At 71.6% G+C, this 23,238-nt stretch carries 17 protein-coding genes and 1 pseudogene; 10 read left to right on the top strand and 8 right to left on the bottom strand.

What is annotated here, in order from left to right; translation table 11 throughout:
- Positions 1-134: 134 nt before the first annotated feature.
- Positions 135-1,124 carry a YbhN family protein gene (locus ACFY10_RS22000; protein ID WP_390666862.1) on the top strand — a complete coding sequence of 330 codons (990 nt, stop codon included), beginning with the start codon at positions 135-137 and terminating at the stop codon, positions 1,122-1,124.
- A 15-nt stretch (positions 1,125-1,139) separates the two neighbouring features.
- Here ACFY10_RS22000 and ACFY10_RS21995 read toward each other — a convergent pair whose 3' ends face one another.
- Entirely contained in the window at positions 1,140-1,856 is a 717-nt protein-coding gene (locus ACFY10_RS21995; RefSeq protein ID WP_390666861.1) for an SDR family oxidoreductase, read from the bottom strand.
- Positions 1,857-1,960: 104 nt separating this feature from the next.
- On the opposite strand from ACFY10_RS21995, the gene ACFY10_RS21990 reads away from it, so the two are divergent.
- Positions 1,961-2,725, top strand: coding sequence for a crotonase/enoyl-CoA hydratase family protein (locus ACFY10_RS21990; RefSeq protein WP_390666860.1), 765 nt, complete (start codon positions 1,961-1,963; stop codon positions 2,723-2,725).
- On the opposite strand, the gene ACFY10_RS21985 is transcribed toward ACFY10_RS21990, so the two are convergent.
- The 5 genes and pseudogenes from ACFY10_RS21985 to ACFY10_RS21965 all read right to left on the bottom strand — a co-directional run bounded on the left by ACFY10_RS21985 (position 2,712) and on the right by ACFY10_RS21965 (position 7,550).
- Positions 2,712-3,212, bottom strand: a complete 501-nt coding sequence (locus ACFY10_RS21985; RefSeq protein ID WP_390666859.1) for a hypothetical protein — start codon at positions 3,210-3,212, stop codon at positions 2,712-2,714. The two genes, ACFY10_RS21990 and ACFY10_RS21985, sit on opposite strands and share 14 nt — an antisense overlap.
- Positions 3,213-3,246: 34 nt before the next feature.
- Positions 3,247-4,490 (bottom strand): annotated as a pseudogene (locus ACFY10_RS21980) (NAD(P)/FAD-dependent oxidoreductase).
- On the bottom strand, positions 4,487-5,890 hold the full coding sequence (locus ACFY10_RS21975; RefSeq protein WP_390666858.1) for an FAD-dependent oxidoreductase: 1,404 nt from the start codon (positions 5,888-5,890) through the stop codon (positions 4,487-4,489). Before ACFY10_RS21975 ends, ACFY10_RS21980 begins: the two are co-directional and overlap by 4 nt.
- Complete coding sequence (locus ACFY10_RS21970; protein ID WP_390666857.1) at positions 5,887-6,093, bottom strand: hypothetical protein; 207 nt, start codon at positions 6,091-6,093, stop codon at positions 5,887-5,889. Before ACFY10_RS21970 ends, ACFY10_RS21975 begins: the two co-directional genes overlap by 4 nt.
- Positions 6,090-7,550, bottom strand: coding sequence for an FGGY family carbohydrate kinase (locus tag ACFY10_RS21965; protein WP_390666856.1), 1,461 nt, complete (start codon positions 7,548-7,550; stop codon positions 6,090-6,092). The genes ACFY10_RS21970 and ACFY10_RS21965 overlap by 4 nt, the downstream gene beginning before the upstream one ends.
- A gap of 259 nt (positions 7,551-7,809) precedes the next feature.
- Here ACFY10_RS21965 and ACFY10_RS21960 point away from each other — a divergent pair, with 259 nt between their 5' ends.
- The 3 genes from ACFY10_RS21960 to ACFY10_RS21950 all read left to right on the top strand — a co-directional run bounded on the left by ACFY10_RS21960 (position 7,810) and on the right by ACFY10_RS21950 (position 11,551).
- Positions 7,810-8,811: a hypothetical protein gene (locus ACFY10_RS21960; protein ID WP_390666855.1), complete on the top strand. Its 1,002-nt coding sequence runs from the start codon at positions 7,810-7,812 to the stop codon at positions 8,809-8,811.
- Positions 8,812-8,838: 27 nt separating this feature from the next.
- Positions 8,839-10,353: an amino acid permease gene (locus ACFY10_RS21955; protein WP_390666854.1), complete on the top strand. Its 1,515-nt coding sequence runs from the start codon at positions 8,839-8,841 to the stop codon at positions 10,351-10,353.
- Between the two features lie 91 nt (positions 10,354-10,444).
- Complete coding sequence (locus ACFY10_RS21950; protein WP_390666853.1) at positions 10,445-11,551, top strand: mechanosensitive ion channel family protein; 1,107 nt, start codon at positions 10,445-10,447, stop codon at positions 11,549-11,551.
- A 13-nt stretch (positions 11,552-11,564) separates the two neighbouring features.
- Here the strand turns inward: ACFY10_RS21950 and ACFY10_RS21945 are convergent, their stop codons facing one another.
- Entirely contained in the window at positions 11,565-13,106 is a 1,542-nt protein-coding gene (locus ACFY10_RS21945; protein WP_390666852.1) for a M1 family metallopeptidase, read from the bottom strand.
- Positions 13,107-13,326: 220 nt separating this feature from the next.
- On the opposite strand from ACFY10_RS21945, the gene ACFY10_RS21940 reads away from it, so the two are divergent.
- The gene (locus tag ACFY10_RS21940) at positions 13,327-15,546 is read left to right on the top strand and encodes an NADP-dependent isocitrate dehydrogenase (RefSeq protein WP_390666851.1); all 2,220 of its coding nucleotides are present in this window, start codon (positions 13,327-13,329) and stop codon (positions 15,544-15,546) included.
- Between the two features lie 179 nt (positions 15,547-15,725).
- On the opposite strand, the gene ACFY10_RS21935 is transcribed toward ACFY10_RS21940, so the two are convergent.
- Positions 15,726-16,517 (bottom strand): IclR family transcriptional regulator, encoded by a 792-nt coding sequence (locus tag ACFY10_RS21935; protein WP_390666850.1) that lies wholly within the window; start codon positions 16,515-16,517, stop codon positions 15,726-15,728.
- A 167-nt stretch (positions 16,518-16,684) separates the two neighbouring features.
- Between ACFY10_RS21935 and ACFY10_RS21930 the strand changes: the two genes are divergently transcribed.
- The 4 genes from ACFY10_RS21930 to ACFY10_RS21915 all read left to right on the top strand — a co-directional run.
- On the top strand, positions 16,685-17,545 hold the full coding sequence (locus tag ACFY10_RS21930; protein WP_390666849.1) for an AraC family transcriptional regulator: 861 nt from the start codon (positions 16,685-16,687) through the stop codon (positions 17,543-17,545).
- Between the two features lie 487 nt (positions 17,546-18,032).
- The gene (locus ACFY10_RS21925) at positions 18,033-18,299 is read left to right on the top strand and encodes an acyl carrier protein (protein WP_390666848.1); all 267 of its coding nucleotides are present in this window, start codon (positions 18,033-18,035) and stop codon (positions 18,297-18,299) included.
- Positions 18,283-19,140, top strand: coding sequence for an alpha/beta fold hydrolase (locus ACFY10_RS21920; RefSeq protein ID WP_390666847.1), 858 nt, complete (start codon positions 18,283-18,285; stop codon positions 19,138-19,140). The genes ACFY10_RS21925 and ACFY10_RS21920 overlap by 17 nt, the downstream gene beginning before the upstream one ends.
- Before the next feature lie 141 nt (positions 19,141-19,281).
- On the top strand, positions 19,282-23,238 hold a 3,957-nt coding region (locus tag ACFY10_RS21915), incomplete at its 3' end, for a beta-ketoacyl synthase N-terminal-like domain-containing protein (protein WP_390666846.1).

The raw sequence follows: 23,238 nt of genomic DNA, 5'->3' as shown, positions 1-23,238 counted from the left end.
ACATTGAGGTCAATGTTTTCCTGACGTCCCCCGCGAAGGACCCGATGACCGTACGTAAGCCGCTGTCCCCGCTTCAACCGCTGTCCCCGCTTCCGCAACCCGCCGTTGGCACGGCCTGGGAAGCCTCTGCGGATGTGACTGCGGTACACCTTCCCCAAGGGCCACTCCCCCCAGGACGATTCCCCCGACGCGTCCCGGCCCGCGTGCTCCGGCAGATCCTGTGCCTGTTGCCGCTGCTGCTCGTGTCCGTCGTGGCCGTGCAGCACCGGTCCGTGCTCGCCGAGGGCTTCGGCCATCTGCGGGCCGCCGAATGGCCCTGGCTGCTGGCGGCGGCCGGCGCCACCTGTCTGACCTGGGTGGCGGCCGCCTTCACCCGGCAGGGCGCGGTCGTCGACCGGCTGCCCAAGAGGCGGCTGCTCGCCACGCAGTTCGCGGCGGGCTCGGCCAACCACCTGCTGCCGACGGGCCTCGGCGCGAGCGCCGTCAACCTGCGGTTCATGACCGTGTGCGGGATTCCGCTCGCCCGCTCCTCGGCCGCGCTGGCCCTGTATCTGCTGGCGGAGACGGTCGCCCGGCTGAGCCTGCTGGCCGGGCTGCTGCTGGCCTTCCCCGGCGCGCTGCGGTTGGGCACGCTGCTGCCCGACGGTGCGATGGGCCCGCTGCTGCTCGCCGTCGCCGGGGCCCTGGTGGTGGCCGCGGGCGTCCTGGTTCTCGTACGACGGCTGCGTACGGCCGTCGCGTCCTTCCTGCTCACGGCGCTGGGCGAACTGCGCTCGGTGCACACCCGTCCGTCCCGCGCGCTCGCCCTGTGGGGCGGTTCGCTCGCCTTCCCCGCGCTGCAGGCGGCCGGGCTGGTCCTGGTCGGGCTGTCGCTGGGGCTGCCGGTGCCGCCCGTGCACATCGCGGTGGCGTATCTGGCGGCGACGGTCGCGGTCGCGCTGGTGCCGACGCCGGGCGGGCTCGGCTCGGTGGAGGCGGCGCTCGTCGTGGCGCTCGTGGCGGCGGGCGGCCCGGTGGCCGTGGCGACGGCGGTGGTGCTCGCCTACCGGATCATCACGGTGTGGCTGCCGCTGCTGCCGGGCGCACTGACGCTGGGGGCGCTGGTACGACTGAAGGTGATCTGAGCCGCGCCGCCGAGGTCACCAGGGCACCGGCTTGCCGTCCCGGAAGAAGCCCCCGGTCGGCCCGGTGTCGGGCAGCGTGGCCGCCCACACGATCCCGGCGGCGCCTTCGGCGACGGGGCGTCCGCCACCGCCGCCCATGTCGGTGGCGACCCAGCCGGGACAGATCGCGTTGACGAGGATGCGATGCCGGCGCAGCTCACCGGCCAGCAGACAGGTCAGGGCGTTGAGCGCGGCCTTGGAGACGCTGTAGGCCGGAGTGCCGCCGCTCATCGACTGCAGCGAACCGCCCTCGCTGCTCACCATGACCACCCGCGGGTGCGGGCTGCGCTGCAGCAGCGGCAGCAGCGCCTGGGTGACCCGCCAGGCGCCGAACAGATTGGTGTCCAGGGCCCGTTGGACCTCGCCGAGGTCGGCCGACCGGGCCTGCGCCCAGGTGTCGTACAGGATCACGGCGTTGTTGACGACCACGTCCACGCGCCCCAGGTTCCGGGTGACCCAGTCGGCCATCGCAGCCACACTCGCCTCATCGGCGACATCGAGCTGCACGGCGCTCACCCGCTCCCCGCCCGGGTCGATGCGCGCGGCGGCGGTGCGCCCCTTGGCCAGGTCACGCGAGCCGAGCACCACGCGGTGGCCGCGCCCGGCGAGCTGCCGCACCACCTCGTACCCGATCCCGCGATTGGCGCCCGTCACGACGGCGACCGGTAGCGCGCCCGCATGTGCAGCTGCCATCAGGAACACTCCCTCTGTACGGTGTTCCAGCCTCGCACAGCCGTTCCACGATCGCCCCGCCGGTCGCCGCCCGCACCGGCACTGTCGAAGAAAGGGGCCGCAGCATGCCGGTCCGTACCGAGCGCCGGGGACACGTCACCACGGTCGTCCTCTCCCGCCCCGAGGTCCGCAACGCCGTGGACGGACCGACGGCCGTCGAACTCGTCGCCGCCTTCCGGGAGTTCGAGGCGGACGACGAGGCGCGGGTGGCGGTGCTGTGGGGCGAGGGCGGCACGTTCTGCGCGGGCGCCGACCTCAAGGCACTCGGCACCGACCGCGGCAACCGGGTCGCGGAGGACGGCGACGGCCCGATGGGACCGACGCGGCTTCGGCTGTCCAAGCCGGTGATCGCCGCGGTCGCGGGGCACGCCGTGGCCGGCGGCCTCGAGCTGGCGCTCTGGTGCGACTTGCGGGTCGCCGAGGAGGATGCCGTCTTCGGCGTGTTCTGCCGCCGCTGGGGCGTCCCGCTGATCGACGGCGGCACGGTACGGCTGCCCCGGCTGATCGGGCAGAGCCACGCACTGGACATGATCCTCACCGGGCGTGCGGTGCCGGCGCGGGAGGCCTACGAGATGGGCCTCGCCAACCGCCTCGTCCCCACCGGCACGGCACGCACCGAGGCGGAGACGCTGGCCGCCGAGATCGCCCGCTTCCCGCAGGCGTGTCTGCGGGGCGACCGGGCATCGGCGCTGGAGCAGGACGGGCTGGACGAGGAGGAGGCCATGCGTGGCGAACTCCGTTACGGCATGGGGGTGTTGGCGGAGGGCCTGGAAGGAGCGGCGCGGTTCGCGGCCGGGGCGGGGCGGGGCGGGTCGTTCACGGACCTGTGACGGGTGTGCCTGCGGTCGGGCCGGAGACGTGCGGCTTCGAAGACGTGACGAAGTCGTAGAGCAACGTCCGGGATGCCGCTCGCTCCTGATCGAGCTCCGCGCGTGTCTCCGCACGGTTGATCCGGTCGATCGACTCCAGCGCATGCCGACTGGCCGCGACCAGCCCCGGCTCATCGGTGAGCAGTTCCACCCGGAACATCGCCTCCAACGCGGCGGCCCTCAGCCTCTGTTCCTCCCTCCGCAGATCACGCAGGTCGGATTCGGCCTGCTGCTCGTGCTTCGCGAACCAGAGGTCCATCTGCCCACGGCGATAGTTCGCGAGCGCACCCGCGAAGGCGCAGTAGGCGTCGATTCGCTCCTGCCGCAGCCGCTCGCTCCGCGTGAACTGCTCAGCCCGGCCGACCGTGCGCCGCTGGAACAGGTACGTCAGCCCGGACCCCAGGAGCGTGCCGAGCACGGCTATGACGCTCGTCGCAACAACTTCCATGTCCTACAGATACATCGAGAACGGGTCCCATGGATCACGTGCGGACCTTCACCGTGACCGGCCCGCCCTTCGGGTCGACCCGGCCGTTCCAGCGGGCCGTCAGCCGGATGGGGCGGTTCGGGACGGCCGTGTGGAGGCGTTGGCGGTGCAGGACGCGGCCGTTCTGGGTGATGTGGAGAACAGCGTGCGTCAGCAGGGTCGTTGTGCGCAGGACGTACGGGTGGCGGTCGGCGGCGTGATGCGGTTCGGGGCGATCCAGCGCAGGGGCGGGTCCACGGTCAGCGGGATGCCGGCCATCCTCCCCCACTGCCTCAAGGGCGTGGGAGGTGCCCCCACGGCGCCCGCGAGCCATTCCCGGACGGCCCCCGCCACCTGCGCGCCCTCGCCCGCCGCCGTCGCCGCGCTCTCCACGGCGTGCAGCACACTGCCGGCGGCGAACACGCCCGGACGTGAGGTGCGCAGGGCGCCGTCGACGGCCGGGCCGCGCGTGCCGGGGTCCAGCAACAGGCCGCCGCGACGGGCGAGTTCGTGGTCGGGCACGAAGTCGCCGGTGAAGACGACCGTGTCGCACGGCAGCGTGACCGTACGGCCGCCGCGGTGCCGCATGCGGACGCCCGACAGCCGTCCGTGGCCCAGGAGTTCGGTGACCGCGGTGTCGGTGAGGAGGGGGATGCGGTGGCGCAGCCGGGCGTGTTGCGCACGGGCCGGTGTCGTCTGGGGGTACGGCAGTTCCGTGACCATGGCGATCACGTCGGCTCCGGCGGCCCGTACGGTGTCGGCGGCCGCGTACGAGACGTCCTCGGCGCCGACGATCAACGCCCGGCTGCCGATCCGCTGCCCGTAGAGGTGCACGGCCTGTTGGAGTTCGCCCGTGGTGTAGATGCCGGCGGGGCGCGTGCCGGGCACCAGGCGTGCGGCACGGGGGCGTTCGCGGGCTCCGGTCGCCAGCACGATCGCGCGGGCGGTGATGGTCTCGGGGCCCTGCGGGCCGACGGTGGTCAGTGCGAGCGGGCCCGCCCAGTCGAGGGCGGTCACCCCGGTGCGGACGACCGCTCCGGTGCGTACGGCCGCGTCGGCGAGCAGGCGGGCGTACGCGGGGCCGGTCAGCGGGTGCAGCCAGGTGCCGTGGCCGCCGTGGGCGCAGTGCCGTGGGACTCCGCCGGGCTGCCGTTCCCGGTCGAGCACCTCGATGCGGCCCGTGTCGGTGGCGGCCAGTCGGGCGGCGGCCGCGAGACCGGCCGGGCCGGCGCCCACGACCAGGACATCGACGTTCCTCACGCCTCAGCCCCCTCGAACAGTGCGCGTACCGCTGCCCCGCAGTAGAAGCCCTGGCAGCGGCCCGCCCGCGCCCGGGTGCGGCGGCGCAGTCCGTCGAGGGTGCGCGGCGGGATCGTACTCGTCAGGGCGTCGCGGATCTCGCCGCGGGAGACACGCTCGCAGTGGCAGACGAGGGTGCCGTACTCCGGGTCGGCGGCGATGAGTTCGGCTTGCTGGTGGGGTCGGGGGAAGGCCTCGCCGAGGTTGGGCATGCGGACCGGTTCCAGGGCGCGGGCCGGGCCCAACTCCAGCCCGTTGTGGGCCAGTAGGCCGGTGACGTGGGCCGCGATGGCGAGCGAGGCGGTCAGGCCGGTGGAGCGGATGCCGCCGACGGTGACGTACGACTGGTCGGGGTGCGCGGTGATGCGGTAGTCGTCGTGTTCCGTGGCGGCACGCAGGCCCGCGTAGACGGCGGTGATCTCCTCGTCGACCAGTTCGGGGAGGATGCGGCGGCCCTTCTCGCGCAGCAGCGCCAGGGCGTCGGCCGTCGAGCCGGTGGCGCGCTTGTCGCGCAGGTCCTCGGCGGTGGGGCCGAGCAGGACGTTGCCGTAGACGGTGGGGGCGACCAGGACGCCCTTGCCCAGTGCCGTGGGGACGGGCAGCAAAATGTGCCGGACCAGGGTGCGGGCGAACTTGTCGTAGACGATGAGCTGGCCGCGGCGCGGGGTGACGGTGAAATCGTGGTGGCCGAGCAGGCGGTCGAGGGTGTCGGCGTGGAGACCGGCGGCGTTGACGAGGTGGCGGGCGCGGAGCGTGCCTCGGGGCGTGTGGAGGTGATGGACGCCGTCGTCCCGACTCGCCTGCTCCACAGGCGAGTTGAGGTGCAGGTCGACTCCGTGCCGGACGGCTTGAGTGGCGTACGCCAGCGTGGTCGTCCAGGGGCAGATGATGCTCTCGCCGGGGATGTGCAGGGCACCGAGCGCGCCGGAGCCGAGGCGGGGTTCGCGGTCGTGGAGCTCGGCGGGCTCCAACAGTCGTGCGTCCTGGTAGTCGTTCTGCTCCGCCTTCTTCAGCAGGGCGGGAAGCGCGGCGAGTTGTTCCCGGTCCCAGGCCACGAGTAGCGCGCCCACCCGTTCGACGGGGATGCCCACCTCACCGGCGTACGCGGCGAGTCGGCGGGCCCCCTCGCGAACGAGCCGCGCCTCCAGGGAGCCGGGGACCGCGTCGAACCCGGTGTGCAGAATCGCGGTGTTGGCCTTCGAGGTGCCCTGACCCACGTCGTCCTGAGCCTCGACGAGCGCGACGCGCAGCCCCGGGTGATGGGCGAGCGCGCGGGCGATCGCACTGCCGACCACTCCGGCACCGACAATCGCCACGTCGTACGGCGTTTGCGGCAGCCGCCCGCTCACAGTGACCGTCACACCCGCCCCGCCTTCTTGGCCACGGACGCGTCAAGCACCGCGGCGCCGGCCCGCCAGATGCCTTGGCCGACATCGCCCCGAGCCTCGACGAGCACGATGCGCAGCCGCGGGTGATGGGCGAGCGCGCTGCCGACGACCCCGGCACCGACGATCGCCACGTCATACGGCGTTTGCGGCAGCCGCCCGCTCACAGTGGCCGTCACGCCCGCCCCGCCTTCTTGAGTGCGGACCGGTCGAGCAGTGCGGTGACTTCGGTGCGGAAGGCGGCCAGGCGTTCGGCGGCCTCGTCGCCGGTAATGCGCGGCTCGTGGACGGTGGCCGGCTTCCAGTTCGGCAGGGTGTCCGTCATCGTCAGGCCGGGTTGTGCGCCGAGGCGGGCCAGGGCGGCGACGCCGAGTGCGGTGGCGTCCGGCAGGGCGGAGACCTCGACGGGGCGTTGCAGTAGGTCGGCCTGGGTCTGCATGAGCAGGGTCGAGCGGGTCAGGCCGCCGTCGACGCGGAGGGCGGACAACGGCATTCCCAGGTCGGCGGCTGCGGCGTCCGCGAGTTCGACGACCTGGGCCGCGATGCCCTCGCAGAGGGCGCGCACCAGGTGACCGGCGCTGGTGTCCAGGCCGAGGCCGGTGAGCGAGCCGCGCAGGTCGCCGCGCCACCAGGGGGCGGCGAGCCCGGCGAGCGCCGGTACGAAGGTGACGCCGCCGCTGTCGGGCACGGTGGTGCCGACGGTGTCGAGGTCGGCGGCGCCCTTGATGACGCCCAGGTCGGTGAGCCAGCGGACGGCGGAGGCGGCGGTGTAGACCTGGCCGTCGAGGCAGTAACTGGTGTGTCCGGCAAGGCGCCAGGCCACGCAGCTGACCAGGCCGGAGGTGCCGCGCCGCGGGGTGTCGCCGGTGTGGGCGAGGAGGAACGCGCCGGTGCCGTAGGTGCACTTGGCTCCGCCGGGTGCGGTGATGCGCTGGGCGAGCAGGGCGGCCTGCTGGTCGACGGCCAGTCCGGTGAGCGGGATGTCTCTCCCGCCGAATTCCCTTGTCGTACCGACTGGTTGGGCGTTGTCTACGACCTCGGGGAGTCGCTCGTCCGACAGGCCGTAGAGGTCGAGGGCGCGTGGTGACCACTGTGCTCGGTCGAGGTCGAGGAGCTGGGTGCGGCCGGCGGTCGCGGCGTCCGTGACGTAGGCGCCGGTGAGGCGGTGGATGAGCCAGGCGTCGCTGGTGGTGACGACGCCCTCGCGGGTGAGGTGCCGTCGTATCCAAGCCATCTTTGGCGCGGCGAAGTACGGGTCGAGGGGCAGGCCGGTCAGCTCCCGTAACTCCTGGTCGTGCGGGGCGAGTTCGGTGCAGACGGTCGCGGCTCGGCGGTCCTGCCAGACCAGGGCGTCGGTCAGCGGGCGGCCGGTGGCCGGGTCCCAGGCGAGGACGGTCTCGCCCTGGTTGGCGAGGCCCAGTGCGACGACGGGTTCGCGGGCCTCGGCCAGGGCCCAACGGCCCGCGTCGAGCACCGAGCGGTACAGCTCCTCCGGGTCGACCTCCACCAGGCCGCCGGGCAGATGGCGGGGGTGCACGTCGGCGAACCCGGTGCCGATGACGCCGCGTTCGGGGCAGACGACCAGTGCCTTGGTGCCGGAGGTGCCCTGGTCGACCGCGAGCACCGGACCTGTCATCGCACCTCTCCCCCTCGAAGCCCCCGGCGATCACTGAACGCCAGCCTGCCGCCGTGCCGCGCGCCGCGTCAAGCAATGCCCGACCAGGCACTGCCTCACAGGTGTTCGAAAGGATGCGCAAACCGGTGGAGAGGCGGAACGTCCGCCTCTATCGTGACCGCCGAACCGACGCGCATCCACAACTGCCGCCCACTGGAGGGCTGTTGTTACTCCCATTAGCCGTCGCGCCGCACGTCCCCCGCCCGGGGGCGGACGGCTGATGGCCAGAGAAGGAGCACGTCCCGCCTACGATCCCGCCGGCCACGACCAGGCCCTGCGCGCCGCCCTGCAGGAGCTGCGCACCGGGCGCTGGATGACGATGCGCAGCCTGCTCGCGGACACCAGAACCTGGTGGCAGTGGACGCAGCGCACCCAGGTCCTGGCGGCCGCCGCGGCCGGCACCGACGTGGTGCGGGCCTGGCTCGCGGAGGAGCCGTCCAGCGTCCCGGCCGCCGTGATGCACGCCCGGGTCACCGTGGAGCGGTCGCTGCGGGCGCACCGGGAGGACCACCGACGTACGCCCGAGCTGTGGCGGGAGGCCTGGCAGGTGTCCGACGCGGCGACCCGCCTCGCCCCGCGGGACCCGGTGCCGTGGGTGTGTCTGCTCGCGCTGGCCGTGCTCGACCGGGAGCAGCGCCGCCCGGAGCACCGGGTGGCCGCGCCCGAGCCGACGCTGCCGCCGGGCCCGTGGGGCCTGCTCGCGGAGGCCGGCCGGCGGGACCCGTACAACCGCGAGGCGTACCACCGGATGCTGCAGTTCCTGTACCGCCGCAGCTCCTCCGGACCGCCGGCCGAGGCCGCCGCCTTCGCGCACTGGGCCGCCGGCGCGGCGCCGCCGGGCTCCGCACTGCACGTCCTGCCGCTCTACGTTCGCGTGGAGCGCTACCGCCGCTCCGGCGGCCACGACGCCGCACTCGACCTGCACTGGGTGGCCGAGGACGCCACCCGCGAGGCGGGCCGGGCCCTGCACTCGTGGTTCGCACTCACCCACCCCGCCGACCGCTCCCTGCTGGACCTCAACCACCTCGCCCACGCCCTGTGGGGCGCCCTCCAATTCCGGGACGCCGCGCGGGTGTTCGACGCCCTCGGCCCGTACTGCACCTCTCTGCCGTGGGCCTGCCGCACCTCGGATCCGGGCGATCGTGCGCAGGCCGTGGAGGTCTTTCTCCAGGCCCGCGCCCGCAGCCATGCGGCCGTCCACGACACCGACCACCGCCCCTGACTCCCCCGCTGCCCCGGAGGTTTCCGCATGTCGAGCCCCAGCACCCCCGACCCGCACGATGAGGAACAGCGCCTGCGCGAACTCGGCTACCGGCCGGTGCTGGCCCGCCGCATGGGCGGCTTCGGCAACTTCGCGATCAGCTTCTCGGTGATCTCGGTCCTGTCCGGCTGCATGACCCTGTACGGCTTCGGGATGGGCGCCGGCGGCCCCGCCGTGATGCTGTGGGGCTGGGCGGGCGTCGGTCTGTTCGTGCTGTTTGTGGGCCTCGCGCTCGCCGAAGTCACCAGCGCCTACCCGACGTCGGGCGCCCTGTACTACATGGCCGACCGGCTCGGCGGCCGCCGCTGGGGCTGGTACACCGGCTGGCTGAACCTGCTCGGCCTGCTCGGCGCGATCGCCGGAATCGACTACGGCGCCGCCCTGTTCACCGGCGCGTTCGCCGGCATCCAGTGGGGCTTCGAGCCCACTCCCGGCAGGACGATGCTGATCTTCATCGCGATCCTGCTGCTGCATGCCGTGCTGAATCTCTTCGGCGTCCGCCTGGTCGGCGTGCTCAACTCGGTCAGCGTGTGGTGGCACCTGGCCGGTGTCGCCCTCATCGTCGGCGCACTGGCGATCGTGCCCGACCACCACCAGTCACCGTCCTTCGTGTTCACGAAGTTCGTGAACGACACCGGCTGGTCCAACCCGTTGTACGTGGCGGCGGTCGGCCTGCTCCTCGCGCAGTACACCTTCTCCGGGTACGACGCCTCGGCCCATCTCTCCGAGGAGACCTCCAACGCCTCGGTGTCGGCCGCCCGCGGCATCGTGCGCTCCATCTGGGTGTCGTGGATCGCGGGCTTCGTGCTGCTCGCGGGCCTCACCTTCGCCATCCAGGACTACGAGGCCACCCGCGGCAGCGAGACCGGCGTGCCGCCCGCGCAGATCCTGCTCGACGGTCTGGGCACCGACGGGGCGAGCGCGCTGCTGCTCGTGGTGATCGTGGCCCAGCTGTTCTGCGGCAACGCCGAAGTCGCCGCCGCCAGCCGCATGGTGTTCGCGTTCAGCCGGGACCGGGCGCTGCCCGGCTCGGGCCTGTGGCGCAAGGTCAGCAGCCGCACCCAGACCCCGGTCGCCGCGGTCTGGCTGTCGATCGTGGTCGCCTGTCTGCTCGCGCTGCCGTCCCTGTACTCGGCGACGGCGTACGGCGCGGTCACCGCCATCAACGTCATCGGCATCACCCCGGCATACGCCATCCCCGTCCTGCTGCGGCTGCGTGCGGGCGACCGCTTCACGCCGGGGCCCTGGAACCTGGGCCGTTGGAGCAGGCCGGTCGGCTGGATCGCGGTGGCGTGGGTGGCCTGTGTGACGGTGCTGTTCTGCCTGCCGCAGTCCTCGCCGGTCACCGTCGACTCGATGAACTACGCCTCCATCGCCCTCGCCGTCGTACTCGTTCTCGCCAGTGTGTGGTGGTACCTCGCCCGCCGTTCGTACGGAACTCCCGAGACCGCCGCGTACGGCTCCGACCGCGACCAGGCGGAACTGGCCGAGGGCATCGTCTGAAACCGCACCGTCCGGGCAACCACCAGGTACGAACCCTTGTGCGGAATAAGGCAGGATGAGCGGCTGCACATCCCGAACTTGGAGGTATCCGGTGAACCGAGCGCTCACCGTGGACGACCTGGTCATCGCCGGAGTCGCGCTGGCAGCGGGCCTGTTGGCCGCGTTCCTGCTGCGCATGCTGCTGCGCTGGCTGGGCAAGCACGCCGACCGCACCCGCTGGAGCGGCGACGACGTCATCGTCGACGCACTGCGCACGGTGGTGCCGTGGGCGGCGATCGTGGGCGGCGCCGCCTCCGCGGGAGCGGCGCTGCCGCTGACCAGAACGGTCCAGAACCACGTCAACCAGGTGCTGACAGTGGTGCTCATCTTCGTCGTCACGGTGACGGCGGCCCGGGTGATCGCCGGCCTGGTGCGGACGGTCACCACATCCCGCTCCGGGGTCGCCGGATCGGCCACGATCTTCGTGAACATCACCCGGGTGCTGGTCCTGGCGATCGGCTTCCTGGTGGTGCTGCAGACGCTGGGCATCTCGATAGCCCCGATGCTCACCGCCCTGGGCGTGGGCGGTCTGGCGGTCGCGCTCGCCCTGCAGGACACCCTCGCCAACCTCTTCGCGGGCATCCACATCCTCGCCTCGAAGACCGTGCAGCCCGGCGACTACATACGGCTGAGCAGCGGTGAGGAGGGCTACGTCGAGGACATCAACTGGCGTCAGACGACCGTCCGCGCGCTCTCCAACAACCTCGTCGTCATCCCCAACGGGGAGCTCGCGAAGTCGAACATGACCAACTTCATGCGTCCCGAGCAGAAGTTGACCGTCCTGGTGCAGGTGGGGGTCGCCTACGACAGCGACCTGGAGCAGGTCGAGCGCGTGACCATGGAGGTCATCGCCGAGGTGATGACGGGGATCACCGGCGCGGTCGCCGATCACGAGCCGGCGATCCGCTTCCACACCTTCGGCGACTCCCGGATCGGCTTCACGGTCATCCTGGGCGTGGGCGAGTTCAGCGACCAGTTCCGGATCAAGCACGAGTTCATCAAGGCGCTGCACAAGCGCTACCGCGAGGAGGGCATCCGCATCCCGGCGCCCGCGCGGACGGTGGCGCTGCAGCCGGGGTCGGTGGCGATCCCGCAGCAGCGCGGCCCGCAGGAGGCGGTTGTCGAGGCGGGCGAGGTGTCCTCGGCCCGCCTCGACTGACAGCTGGGCGAGGTCAGAGAGTCGCCGAGTTCTCGTGCCAGTGCCCGCCCCTGCGGCTGTGCGGTGAGGCCAGCGCCGAGTTCACCGGCGTGACCGTCCAGTCCGGGTGGCCGGGCATCCGCGGCGTCTTGGTGCCGTAGAGCCAGTCCTTGAGGAACCCGGACTGGTCCTGGCCGGAGACCTCGGAGGCGACGGCGATGTAGTCGTCCGTCGTCGCCGACGAGTTGCGGTGCCGGTCCAGGAAGCACCGCTCGATGGCGTGGAAGACGTCCTCGCCGACGACCTGGCGCAGCGCGTACAGGACCAGCACTCCGCCCGTGTAGCGCTGGCTGTCGAAGAGGTTGACCGCGTTGGGCGCGGCGACCGGGCCCGAGTCGTGCCGCCACTGGTCGCCGAGGCCGTAGGTGTACTTCATGCGGTCCTCGAACGTGCTGTAGCCGAGCGAGTCGGTCCAGCCGCGCTCGTAGCGGTACAGCAGTCCGTAGAAGTCCGCGTGGCCCTCGTTCAGCCACAGGTCGGCCCAGTTGGCGGGGCTGACGAGGTTGCCGAACCAGGAGTGGACCAGCTCGTGCATCATGTGCGAGCCGATCTTCTTCTCCTCCTGGAGCAGGAAGTTCGGCTTGTACAGGGTGAGGGTCTGCGTCTCCAGGCCGGTGAAGTCGAAGGCCTTCGGGTTGTCGGAGTTGCACGGCAGCAGTCCGTACGTCTCGAAGGGGAACGCGCCGAGCCGTTGCTCGATCCAGTCGACCAGACCGGGGGTCAGCGCGAGGGCCGGCTCCAGGGCGGCGGCCCGGGCGGTCGGCACGACGTCCCGCAGGGGCAGCCCGTGCGGGCCCTGCCGGTCCTTGACGACGTAGTCGCCGACCGTGATCTGCACCAGTTCGGTGGCCATCGGCTCGCGCGAGCGGTACGAGTACGCCGTCCGGCCGTCGGCGAGGGTCTCGGTGCCGACGAGCAGGCCGTTCGCGACGCCCTGCAGGCCGGCGGGGACGGTGACGCGGAAGGTGAAGTCCGCCTTGTCCGACGGGTGGTCGTTGCAGGGGAAGACGGTGTGCGCCGAGTTCGGCTGCGGGCAGATCGCGAAGCCGTCCGGGGTGACGACCCAGGCGGTGTGCGGGAGGCTGCGGCTCGGGTCGGCCCCGTACTCGACGCAGACCGTCACCCGGCACCCGGCGGGCAGCGGGCGGGCCGGCGTGATCCGCAGCTTCTCGTCTGCCTGCTCGACGGCGGCGGTGCGACCGCCGACGCGGACGGTGCGTATGTCCAGGCCGAGGGCGTCCAGCGAGAAGCGGGTGAGCGCCTGGGTGGTGGTGATCCGCAGGGTCGCGGTGGCGTCCACCAGCTTGGTGGTGGCGTCGTAGGAGAGGTCGAGGTGGTAGGCCGAGACGCGGTAGCCGTCGTTGCCGAGGCTGGGGTAGACGGAGTCACCGAGGGTCTCGGGACCCGGGGTGCCCGTGTCGCGCGGGGCTGCCTGGGCCGTACCCCCCACGGTCAGTGCTGCGGCCGTACCGATCAGGGCGGCCGCGGGGGCCGTCACTCTGGTGCGATATCTCATGGTCAGCTTTCGCTCGGGCGGCCGGGTGGTCAGCTCCGGCCGTCGACGATCAGATGCACGATCTACATCCAGGACCATGGGATCGGACGTTTGGTTGCACGCCGGTGAGGCCTTTGGGGTTCCGGAGTGTGGGACGCGTGGCCGGACCCCTGTCGAGCCCGCCTCGATCACGAGATATCTTGATGTCGAGCAATGTTGCAGACGTGGAGCGGAGCACCCGGTGACTGACTCGACCATCTTCTATACGCACACTGACGAGGCCCCGGCCCTGGCGACGTATTCCTTCCTGCCGGTGGTCCAGGCGTACGCCTCGCAGGCGGGTGTCTCCGTGGAGACCCGTGACATCTCGCTGGCCGGGCGCATCATCGCCCTGTTCCCGGAGTACCTGACCGAGGACCAGCGGATCCCGGACGCCCTCCACGAGCTGGGCGAGCTGGCCAAGACGCCCGAGGCCAACATCATCAAGCTGCCGAACATCTCGGCGTCGATCCCGCAGTTGAAGGCCGCGATCGCCGAGCTGCAGGGCCAGGGCTACGCCCTTCCGGCGTACCCGGACGACCCGAAGACCGACGAGCAGCGGGACATCCAGGCCCGCTACGACAAGGTCAAGGGCTCCGCCGTGAACCCGGTCCTGCGTGAGGGCAACTCCGACCGCCGCGCCCCCGCCTCGGTCAAGAACTACGCCAAGACCCACCCGCACCGCATGGGCGCCTGGACCTCCGAGTCCAAGACCAACGTGGCGACCATGGGCGAGAACGACTTCGCCTCCACCGAGAAGTCCACGGTCATCGCCGAGGACACCACCCTCCGCTTCGAGCTGGTCGGCGAGGACGGCTCCACCACCGCGCTGCGCGAGCCCCTGAAGGTCATCGCCGGCGAAGTCGTCGACGCCTCCGTGATGCGCGCCGCCGCGCTGAACGAGTTCCTCGCCGCGCAGGTCGCCCGCGCCAAGGCCGAGGGCGTGCTGTTCTCCGTGCACCTCAAGGCGACGATGATGAAGGTCTCCGACCCGATCGTCTTCGGTCACGTGGTGCGCGCCTTCTTCCCGAAGACCTTCGCGAAGTACGGCGAGACCCTCGCCGCGGCCGGCCTGACCCCGAACGACGGTCTGGGCGGCATCTACAAGGGCCTGGAGGCCCTGCCCGAGGGTGCCGAGATCAAGGCCTCCTTCGACGCCGAGCTCGCCGAGGGCCCGGAGCTGGCGATGGTCGACTCCGACAAGGGCATCACCAACCTGCACGTGCCGTCCGACGTGATCGTGGACGCCTCGATGCCGGCCATGATCCGCACCTCCGGCCACATGTGGGGCCCGGACGGCCAGGAGGCCGACACCCTCGCGGTGCTGCCGGACCACTCCTACTCCGGCGTCTACCAGGCCGTCATCGACGACTGCCGCGCGAACGGCGCCTTCGACCCGTCCACCATGGGCTCGGTGCCGAACGTCGGCCTGATGGCGCAGAAGGCCGAGGAGTACGGCTCCCACGACAAGACCTTCGAGATCAAGGCCGCCGGCACGGTCCGCCTGGTCGACCAGGCCGGCAACGTCGTCCTGGAGCAGCCGGTCGCCGTCGGTGACATCTTCCGCGCCTGCCAGACCAAGGACGCCCCGATCAAGGACTGGGTGAAGCTGGCCGTCACCCGCGCCCGCGCCACCGGCGACCCGGCGGTGTTCTGGCTGGACGAGACCCGCGGCCACGACGCCGTGATCATCGAGAAGGTCAAGCAGTACCTGCCGGAGCACGACACCGAGGGCCTGGACATCAAGATCCTCTCCCCGGTCGAGGCGACCAAGCTGTCGATCGAGCGCATCCGCCGCGGCGAGAACACCATCTCGGTCACGGGCAACGTGCTGCGTGACTACCTCACCGACCTCTTCCCCATCCTGGAGCTGGGCACCAGCGCCAAGATGCTGTCGGTCGTCCCGCTGATGGCGGGCGGCGGCCTGTTCGAGACGGGCGCCGGCGGCTCCGCGCCCAAGCACGTCCAGCAGCTGGTCAAGGAGAACTACCTGCGCTGGGACTCGCTGGGCGAGTTCTTCGCGCTGGTGCCGTCCCTGGAGCAGTACGCCACGGCCACCGGCAACGCCCGTGCCAAGGTCCTGGCCGACACCCTCGACCGCGCCACGGCGACCTTCCTCAACGAGGACAAGTCCCCGACCCGTCGCGTCGGCGGCATCGACAACCGCGGCAGCCACTTCTTCCTGTCCCTGTACTGGGCGCAGGAGCTGGCGGCGCAGACCGACGACGCGGACCTGGCGAAGGCCTTCGCCCCGCTCGCCGAGACGCTCGCCTCCAACGAGCAGAAGATCGTCGACGAGCTGCTCGCCGTCCAGGGCAAGCCGGCCGACATCGGCGGCTACTACCAGCCGGACCCGGCCAAGGCCGCCGCGGTCATGCGCCCGTCCGCCACCTGGAACGCGGCGCTGGCGTCCCTGAGCTGACGCCCGGGCCCGACGGGCCCGTGAGGTTCCCCGCCCCGGCAGGCGTCCCGCCTGCCGGGGCGGACTCGTCCCGTGCGCTGCCCGACCCGGCCACCCTCGGCGTGAACGGCTGGGCGCTTACGACGAGTTGACGAGACATCACCCGTGCTGGTGCCGTCAGGTGCTCGTCCGGTCGGCCCTCATGCCCCGACCTCCGCCGCACCCGAGCGCAGCGCCCGCAGACTCTGCGAGATGGCATTGGCCGCGGCGTGGACGTGGTGGGCGAGCCGGGCCGGCCGGACCAGGTCAGGGGGGCCCACGACCGCGACGGCCGCGACCACGACGCCGCGGCCGTCGCGGACGGGGACGGCGTATCCGCCCCGCGCTTCGGTCAGCGTGCCGTGGACGGCCGCGTGCCCCTCACGTCTGATCCTGCCCAGGAGACGTTGCAGTGCGGCGCCGTCCGTCAGGGAGCGCGGGGTGTAGGCGTGCAAGGGGCCACCGCAGACCTCGCTCTGAAGGAGTTGGTCGGCGTGGGCGAGCAGCACCAGGCCGACGGAGGTGGCGTGCAGGGAAACGCGACAGCCCTGGGGGCTGTAGCGGTTGGGGAATTCGGGGTCGTCCGAGACGAAGGACAGGCACACGCTTTCGCCGCCGTCCCGGATGGCGATCACCGCGGCGCCCGAGGTCTGCCCGTGCAGGGCGATCAGATGCGGCTGCGCCGCCTCGACCAGTGCGGAGGAGCGCGGTGCGAGGACGGCCGTCTCCCACAGGCGCAGCCCGATGCTGTACATGCCGTCGGCACACCTCTCCAGGGCTCCCCAGGAGTGGAGCTTGCTGACGATGCGGTGGACGGTGGCGAGGGGGAGTCCGGCGCGCCGGCTGATGTCGCTGAGTGTCAGCGTCGGGTTGTCCCGGTCGAAGGCACCGAGGATGCTGAGCGTCCGGTCGACGACGGAACGCTCCGGAGCGGCGGAGTGGGGGGTGGTCATCCCGTTCAGAGTCCCTTCGCGTGCACTTCAGAGAGCAGCATTGACACGTGCTGAGCAGGGATTACCTGTGTTGGGCGACCACCTCTATGATTCAAGCCGAAAGTTGAATCTGAAAGGTCGATTCCGGAACGCTCATGGTCGATTTCGCATCGTTACCGATCCCTGTCGTGCCCTACAGACCTGTCTGCCGACCAGGCCTCGCCATCGCGGTGGCGAGCCTGTGCGGGCTGCGCGGCATGGGCGACATGGACTTCCTCGCCTCTCCCCACCGGCTCGACTTCCACCAGATCGTGCTGGTCACCGCGGGGAGGGGAACGTACGAGATCGACTCCACGCCGCTGGAGTGCCAGGCCGGCACACTGCTGTGGACCCGGCCGAGCCAGGTGATCCGGTCCTGCCCGCAGCCGGACATGGAAGCGGACATCATCATGTTCACCGAGGCGTTCCCACTGCAGATGAGCGCCCACATGGGCATGCTCGACGATGCCCTGCGCCCCTCGCACTGGCAGCTCTGCCCCGTCGAACTGTCCGCGTTCCAGCGGGTCTTGAGTGTCCTGAGGGAGGAGTTCGAGCGACCCGACCAAGGGCTCGGCGAAGAACTGCTCAAGCACCTGCTGGCCGTGGTACTGCTCCACATCGACCAGCTCTGCCGCAGCCGCCACCACGAGGTGGCAGCCAGCACCCTCAGCACCGAGCAGAGCGAGCTCTTCCTCCGCTTCCGCCGCGAACTGGACCGGCAATACCGCGACACCCGGCTGGTGGAGGACTACGCCACCGCCCTCAACTGCAGTACGCGCGCCCTGACCCGGGCCTGCCGGACCGTCGCCGGCACCTCCGCCAAGGACGTGATCGACGCCAGGGTCGCACTGGAGGCTCGGCGCCTGCTGGTCCACACGGATCTGCCCATCACGGCCATCGCCCGCCAGCTCGGATTCTCCGAAGTCACCAACTTCGGCAAGTTCTTCGCCCGCCGCGTAAGTATGACACCGGGCGCCTTCCGGCGTGAGGCGAAGACGGGTAACCAGTAGTAACCCGCCATCCACGAGTGCCTTTTAACCCGCCCGTTACTTTGGACCGCGGTCGTCCACGCCCGTAAACGCGGATTTCTTTCCACTGGCTGGAAGGCCAGTTGTTAAAGATTCCAGATCCTGGCAAGACTGTGACCTGCGTGCTTCGGGCGACCAACCAAAAGCATCGCAGGCTTGCGGGCCCGCAAGCCTTGACCCATCGAGCACGGAATGGACCAGACCACGCATTACTGACACGTTGTCATTCGTCGCACCGCGGCGGCGTTTCGCAGAAACGGCTTCGCTCCCCCCTTACTGCTTACCGCGTTTTCGATTCCGGTGTGTCAGATCGTCCCCTTTCCCCCGCCGGCGTCCCGCGAAGCCCTGCGTCAAAACACGTGTCATCACCCTGGGCGCCACCGTCGAGGACGACGTATGCCCTTACCCGACCGCACGCTCCTGGGCGCGCCCGTGCGCCCAGGAGCGACTCAGGAAAGGACGACACATCATGGCCGCAGTGACCGCCGCCGAGGCGGAGACCTGGCTCATCGAGAAGATCGCCCACCGTCTGGGTGTGGCCACCGGCGAGGTCTCGCGCGAGGTGTACTTCGACGAACTGGACCTCGACTCGACCGAAGCCCTCATCCTGGCAGGCGAGTTGGAGAACTGGCTCGGCTTCGAGCTCAGCACGACCACCCTCTGGTACCACCCGACGGTGAAGGACCTGGCCGCGTATCTCGCCGAGGAGAGCGGGCAGCGTGCGGCCACCGCGTGACGTACGGCCGCCGGTGGCCCGGGTCCTGCGGGCCGCGGCCTCCGGGGGGCGGATCGTGTACCTCGTCCACCCCGGCGCCCTTGCGGCCTCCGTGTACCAGGGCCTGGCCGACGCGCTGCCGGCCGACGCCGGGCTGACCGTGCTCGACCTCGGCGCGGTGCCCGAGTACGCGGAGGCGGCGCTCACCGGAGGCAGGGCCGCCACCACCGTGGAGGACCTGTCCGCCGTACTGCTGGCCGCGATGGAGCCGCACCAGGGGCCGTACACACTCGTCGGCTGGTCCTTCGGCGGTGTGCTCGCCCTGTCCATGACCCGACAACTGCCCGCCGGCCAACTGCCGCAGCGGCTGGTCCTGTTGGACAGCATCGCCCCGACCGAGGAGTACCAGCAGCCCGACGACGCGCTCGAAGCCGACCTGCTCCTCGGCTGGTTCGCCATGTACCTCGGGGCCAAGCGCGGCCGCCCCGTCCCGGTTCCCGCCGGGCGGCTGGCCGGCCTCGGCGTCGACGAGGGGCTCACCGTCGTCCTCGACGAGGGCGTCGCCGCCGGGGCCCTCCTCCCGGACACTCCGCTGCCGGGACTGCGCAAGCTCTACGACACGTACGTCGACGGGCTGCTGCGCAACAACCGCCTGACGGCTCCCCACCGTCCGGCTCCCGCCCCCCTCCCCCTCACCCTGGTCAAGGCCGAGCGCAGCCTGATCCCGGGCGACCCGACGCTCGGCTGGCAGCCGCTCGCCCCGCACGGCCTCACCACGCACACCGCTCCGGGCGATCACTACACGATGCTCGACCGCCCGGACGCACTGCGCGTGCTCGCTCCCCTGCTCGCCCCCGCCTGATCCCCACCGCTTCCTCCCGCCATCCGCGCGTCCGCGCGTCGCTCTGCCCTGCCCTGCTCACATCCCCGTACGTCCCCCAAAGGGCCACCGACCCGATCCGGGCCGCTCCAGGGCCCGCCGTACGACGAAGAGAGCCTCTCCGTGAACGCTTCACATCCTTCCGACCTCGACCGCCGGCTCGCCCGGGATCCGATCGCGATCGTCGGCCTGTCCGCCCTGTATCCCAAGTCGCGTGATCTGCGGGAGTTCTGGGCCAACGTCGTCTCGGCCGCGGACTGCATCGAGGACGTCCCAGCCACCCACTGGGACCTGTCGGAGCACTACGACCCCGACCCGTCCGCGCCCGACAAGACGTACGCCAGGCGGGGCGGGTTCATCCCGACCGTCGACTTCAACCCGCTGGAGTTCGGGCTGCCGCCCAACACCCTCGAAGTCACCGACGTGCTCCAGCTGTTGAGCCTGGTCGTGGCGCGTGACCTGCTCAAGGACGCGGGCGCCGACCAGGACTGGTACGACGCCTCCCGCACCGGCGTGGTCCTGGGGGTGACCGGCGCCAACCAGCTCACCCAGCCGCTGACCGCCCGGCTGCAGACGCCGGTCCTCAAGGAGGTCGTGCGCTCCTGCGGGCTGAGCGAGCGGGACGCCGAGGAGATCGCCGAGAAGTTCAAGCTGGCCTACGCGCCCTGGGAGGAGAACTCCTTCCCCGGCATGCTCGGCAACGTCGTCGCGGGCCGCATCGCCAACCGCCTCGACCTGGGCGGCACCAACATGACGATCGACGCGGCCTGCGCCAGTTCGCTCGGCGCGGTCAAGTCGGCGATCAGCGACCTGCTGGAACGGCGCTCGGACACGATGCTGGTGGGCGGCTGCGACGCCGAGAACACCATCTTCATGTACCTGTGCTTCAGCAAGACGCCGGCGTTCTCCAAGGCGGGCCGCATCCGCCCGTTCGACGCGGACGCGGACGGCACCCTCATCGGCGAGGGCATCGGCATGCTGGCCCTGCGTCGGCTGTCCGACGCCGAGCGGGACGGCAACCGCGTCTACGCGGTGATCCGGGGCATCGGCTCCTCCAGCGACGGCCGCTTCAAGTCCATCTACGCCCCGCGCAAGGAAGGCCAGATGACGGCCCTGCGGCGGGCGTACGAGGACGCCGACTGCTCTCCGGCCTCCGTCGAGCTCTTCGAGGCGCACGGCACCGGGACGGCGGTCGGCGAGGCGACCGAACTGTCGGCACTGGCCGCGGTGGTCTCCGAGTTCACCGAGGAGCGGCAGTTCGCGGCTGTCGGCAGTGTGAAGTCGCAGATCGGCCACACCAAGGCGGCGGCCGGCGCGGCCGGGATGATCAAGCTGGCGCTCGCGCTGCACCACAGGCTGCTGCCGCCCACCATCAACGTGGACCGGCCCAACCCGGCCGTCGACTGGCCCGAGAGCCCGTTCTACGTCGGCACCCGCACCCGCCCCTGGGTCCTCGACCCGAGCCGCCCCCGACGGCGGGCAGGCGTCTCGTCGTTCGGCTTCGGCGGCACCAACTTCCATGTGGTACTGGAGGAGCACGGCGACGGCGGCGACATGCAGGTCCTGTTCCCAGTGAGCCGGGTTCATGTATGGCATGAACCTGACATGAACAGCCTGGTGCGGGCCGTCGCCGGCGGAGCGGACCCGCGCACCGACCCCGCCCCGGCCGGCCACCCCCGGCTCGCCCTGGTCGCCCGCGGCGACACCGAGCTCGCCGAACTGCGCGCCCTGGCCGCGGCCGAGCTGCGGGCCAAGCCGACCGCCGACGCCTGGTCGCACCCCAAGGGCATCTACTTCCGCGCGTGTGCCGCCCCCACAGGAAAGGTGGCCGCGCTCTTCGCCGGGCAGGGCAGCCAGTACGTCGAACCGGGCCGCACGGCGGTGCTCGCGCTACCCCCGCTGCGGGCGGCCTTCGACCGGGCCAACGCGGCGTTCGGCGAGCACGAGCGGCCACTGTCCCGGGTCGCCTTCCCGCCGCCGGCCTTCGACGAGGTGACCCGTGCGGCCCAGGAGAGCGAACTGCGCCGCACCGAGTACGCGCAGCCCGCGATCGGCGCACTGGCGGCCGGCCACTACCGCTATCTGAGCGAACTGGGCTTCGCCGCCGACGGGTTCCTCGGGCACAGCTTCGGCGAGCTGGCGGCGCTGTGGGCGGCCGGGGCGGTCGACGACGACACGTTCTTCGCGCTGGCCCGCGCCCGGGGCGCGGCGATGGCCCCGCCCGCCGACCCGGACTTCGACGCCGGGGCGATGGCCGCCGTGTCCGCACCCGAGGACCAGGTTCGCCGACTCCTGGCCGAGCACCCGGAGTTGACCGTCTGCAACCGCAACGCGGCCGACCAGATCGTGGTGGGCGGTGCCACCGACGCGGTGGAGCGGCTGGTGGCGGCGGCGGGCGCAGCCGGAATCCGGGCGCTGCGGCTGCCGGTGTCGGCCGCCTTCCACACACCGTTCGTCGCGCACGCCGTGGAGGAGTTCGGGCAGCGGGTGGCACAGGCCGAGATCGGCGAGCCGCGCCGCCCCGTGTACGCCAACTCGCCCGGCGCCTCGTACGGTCCCGACGTCGAAGCCAATCGGCGCACGCTGGTCGACCAGCTGGTCAGTCCGGTGGAGTTCGCCGATCGCGTGGAGGAGATGTACGCGGCGGGCTTCCGTACCTTCGTCGAGTTCGGCCCCAAGGGCGTGCTGACCCAGCTGGTGCGCCGCATCCTCGGTGAGCGCGAGCACTTCGCGGTGCAGCTGGACCCGGGCGACAAGGGGGACGCCGAGCCGGCCCTGAAGCGGGCCCTCGCCCAACTGGCCGTACTGGGACTGCCGTTGGCCACCGAAGACCGTTACGTGGCGGAGCCTGCGCCCACCGAGCCGGCCAAGGGCATGACCGTACCGCTGAACGGCATCAACCATGTGCCCGAGGCCCGCAAGGCCGCGTACCGGGATGCCGTGGAGAACGGCTACCGCGTCTCCCTTCCGGCCGCCCCCGCGCCGCAGCAGCCCGTGGCGGCTGTGCAGCCGACCCCGGTGCCCGCCGCCGCGCCCCTGTCCCTGCATCCCGGCGCAGCCGAGACGCCCGCCGCCGCACCGCCGCTCGTGGCGGCGGCGCCGTCCGCCCAACTGGACGTCCTGGAGAGCGAGTTCATGGAAGACGAACCCCTGACCCCCGCCCAGTCGGCCGACGACCGGCTCACCGGCCTGATCGCCGACCACCTGGCCCTGCACGACGACTACCTCACCGGCCAGCTCACCAGCGCCCAGCGCATGATGGGCCTGCTGGAGCGGGCCGACGAGCAGGGCCGCATCGACGCGGTGCTGCCGGGTGTGGCCTCCGTCAAGGAGCACGGGCTGGCGATCGGGCGTGCGCACACGCGGGCCAACGAGATCCTGCGGGACATGGCGGCCCTGGAGCTGGGCGCGTCGGCCCCGGTGGCGTCTGCCGCCATCGCGGAGCCGGCTCCCGTACTCGCTCCCGAGCCTCCGGCACCCCTGGTGGCACCGCCTGCCCCGGCCGCGCTTCCCCCGTCCCCGCCCGCCTCGGAACCCGCCGCCCTGGAGGCGCCGGCCGTGCCCGAGGAGCCGACGGCCACCGGCACTTCGGCCGGCGACGTCGAGGCGGCCCTGCTCGACATCGTGTCCCAGAAGACCGGCTACCCCGCGGACATGCTGGACCTCGAAATGGACGTGGAGGCGGACTTGGGCATCGACTCCATCAAGCGCGTCGAGATCATGGGCGTCCTCCAGGAACGCTTCCCCAGCCCCACCCCCGTCGGCCCCGAACAACTCGCCGAACTCCGCACGCTCAGCGAGATCGTGGACTTCGTACTGAGCCTGGGCGGCCTCATGAACGGCCGTCCGGAGGCGGTGGTGACGCCCTCCGCCGTTCCGGCCGTCAACAGCGAGGCCATCGCCGCCGCACTGCTCGGCGTGGTCTCCGAGAAGACCGGCTACCCGGCGGAGACGCTGGACCTCGACATGGACGTCGAGGCGGACCTGGGCATCGACTCCATCAAGCGCGTCGAGATCATGGGCGTCCTCCAGGAACGCTTCCCCAGCCCCACCCCCGTCGGCCCCGAACAACTCGCCGAA

This window comes from Streptomyces sp. NPDC001401 (assembly GCF_042895385.1).
GTDB lineage: Bacteria > Actinomycetota > Actinomycetes > Streptomycetales > Streptomycetaceae > Streptomyces.
This window is presented reverse-complemented; position numbering and strand designations above follow the sequence as displayed.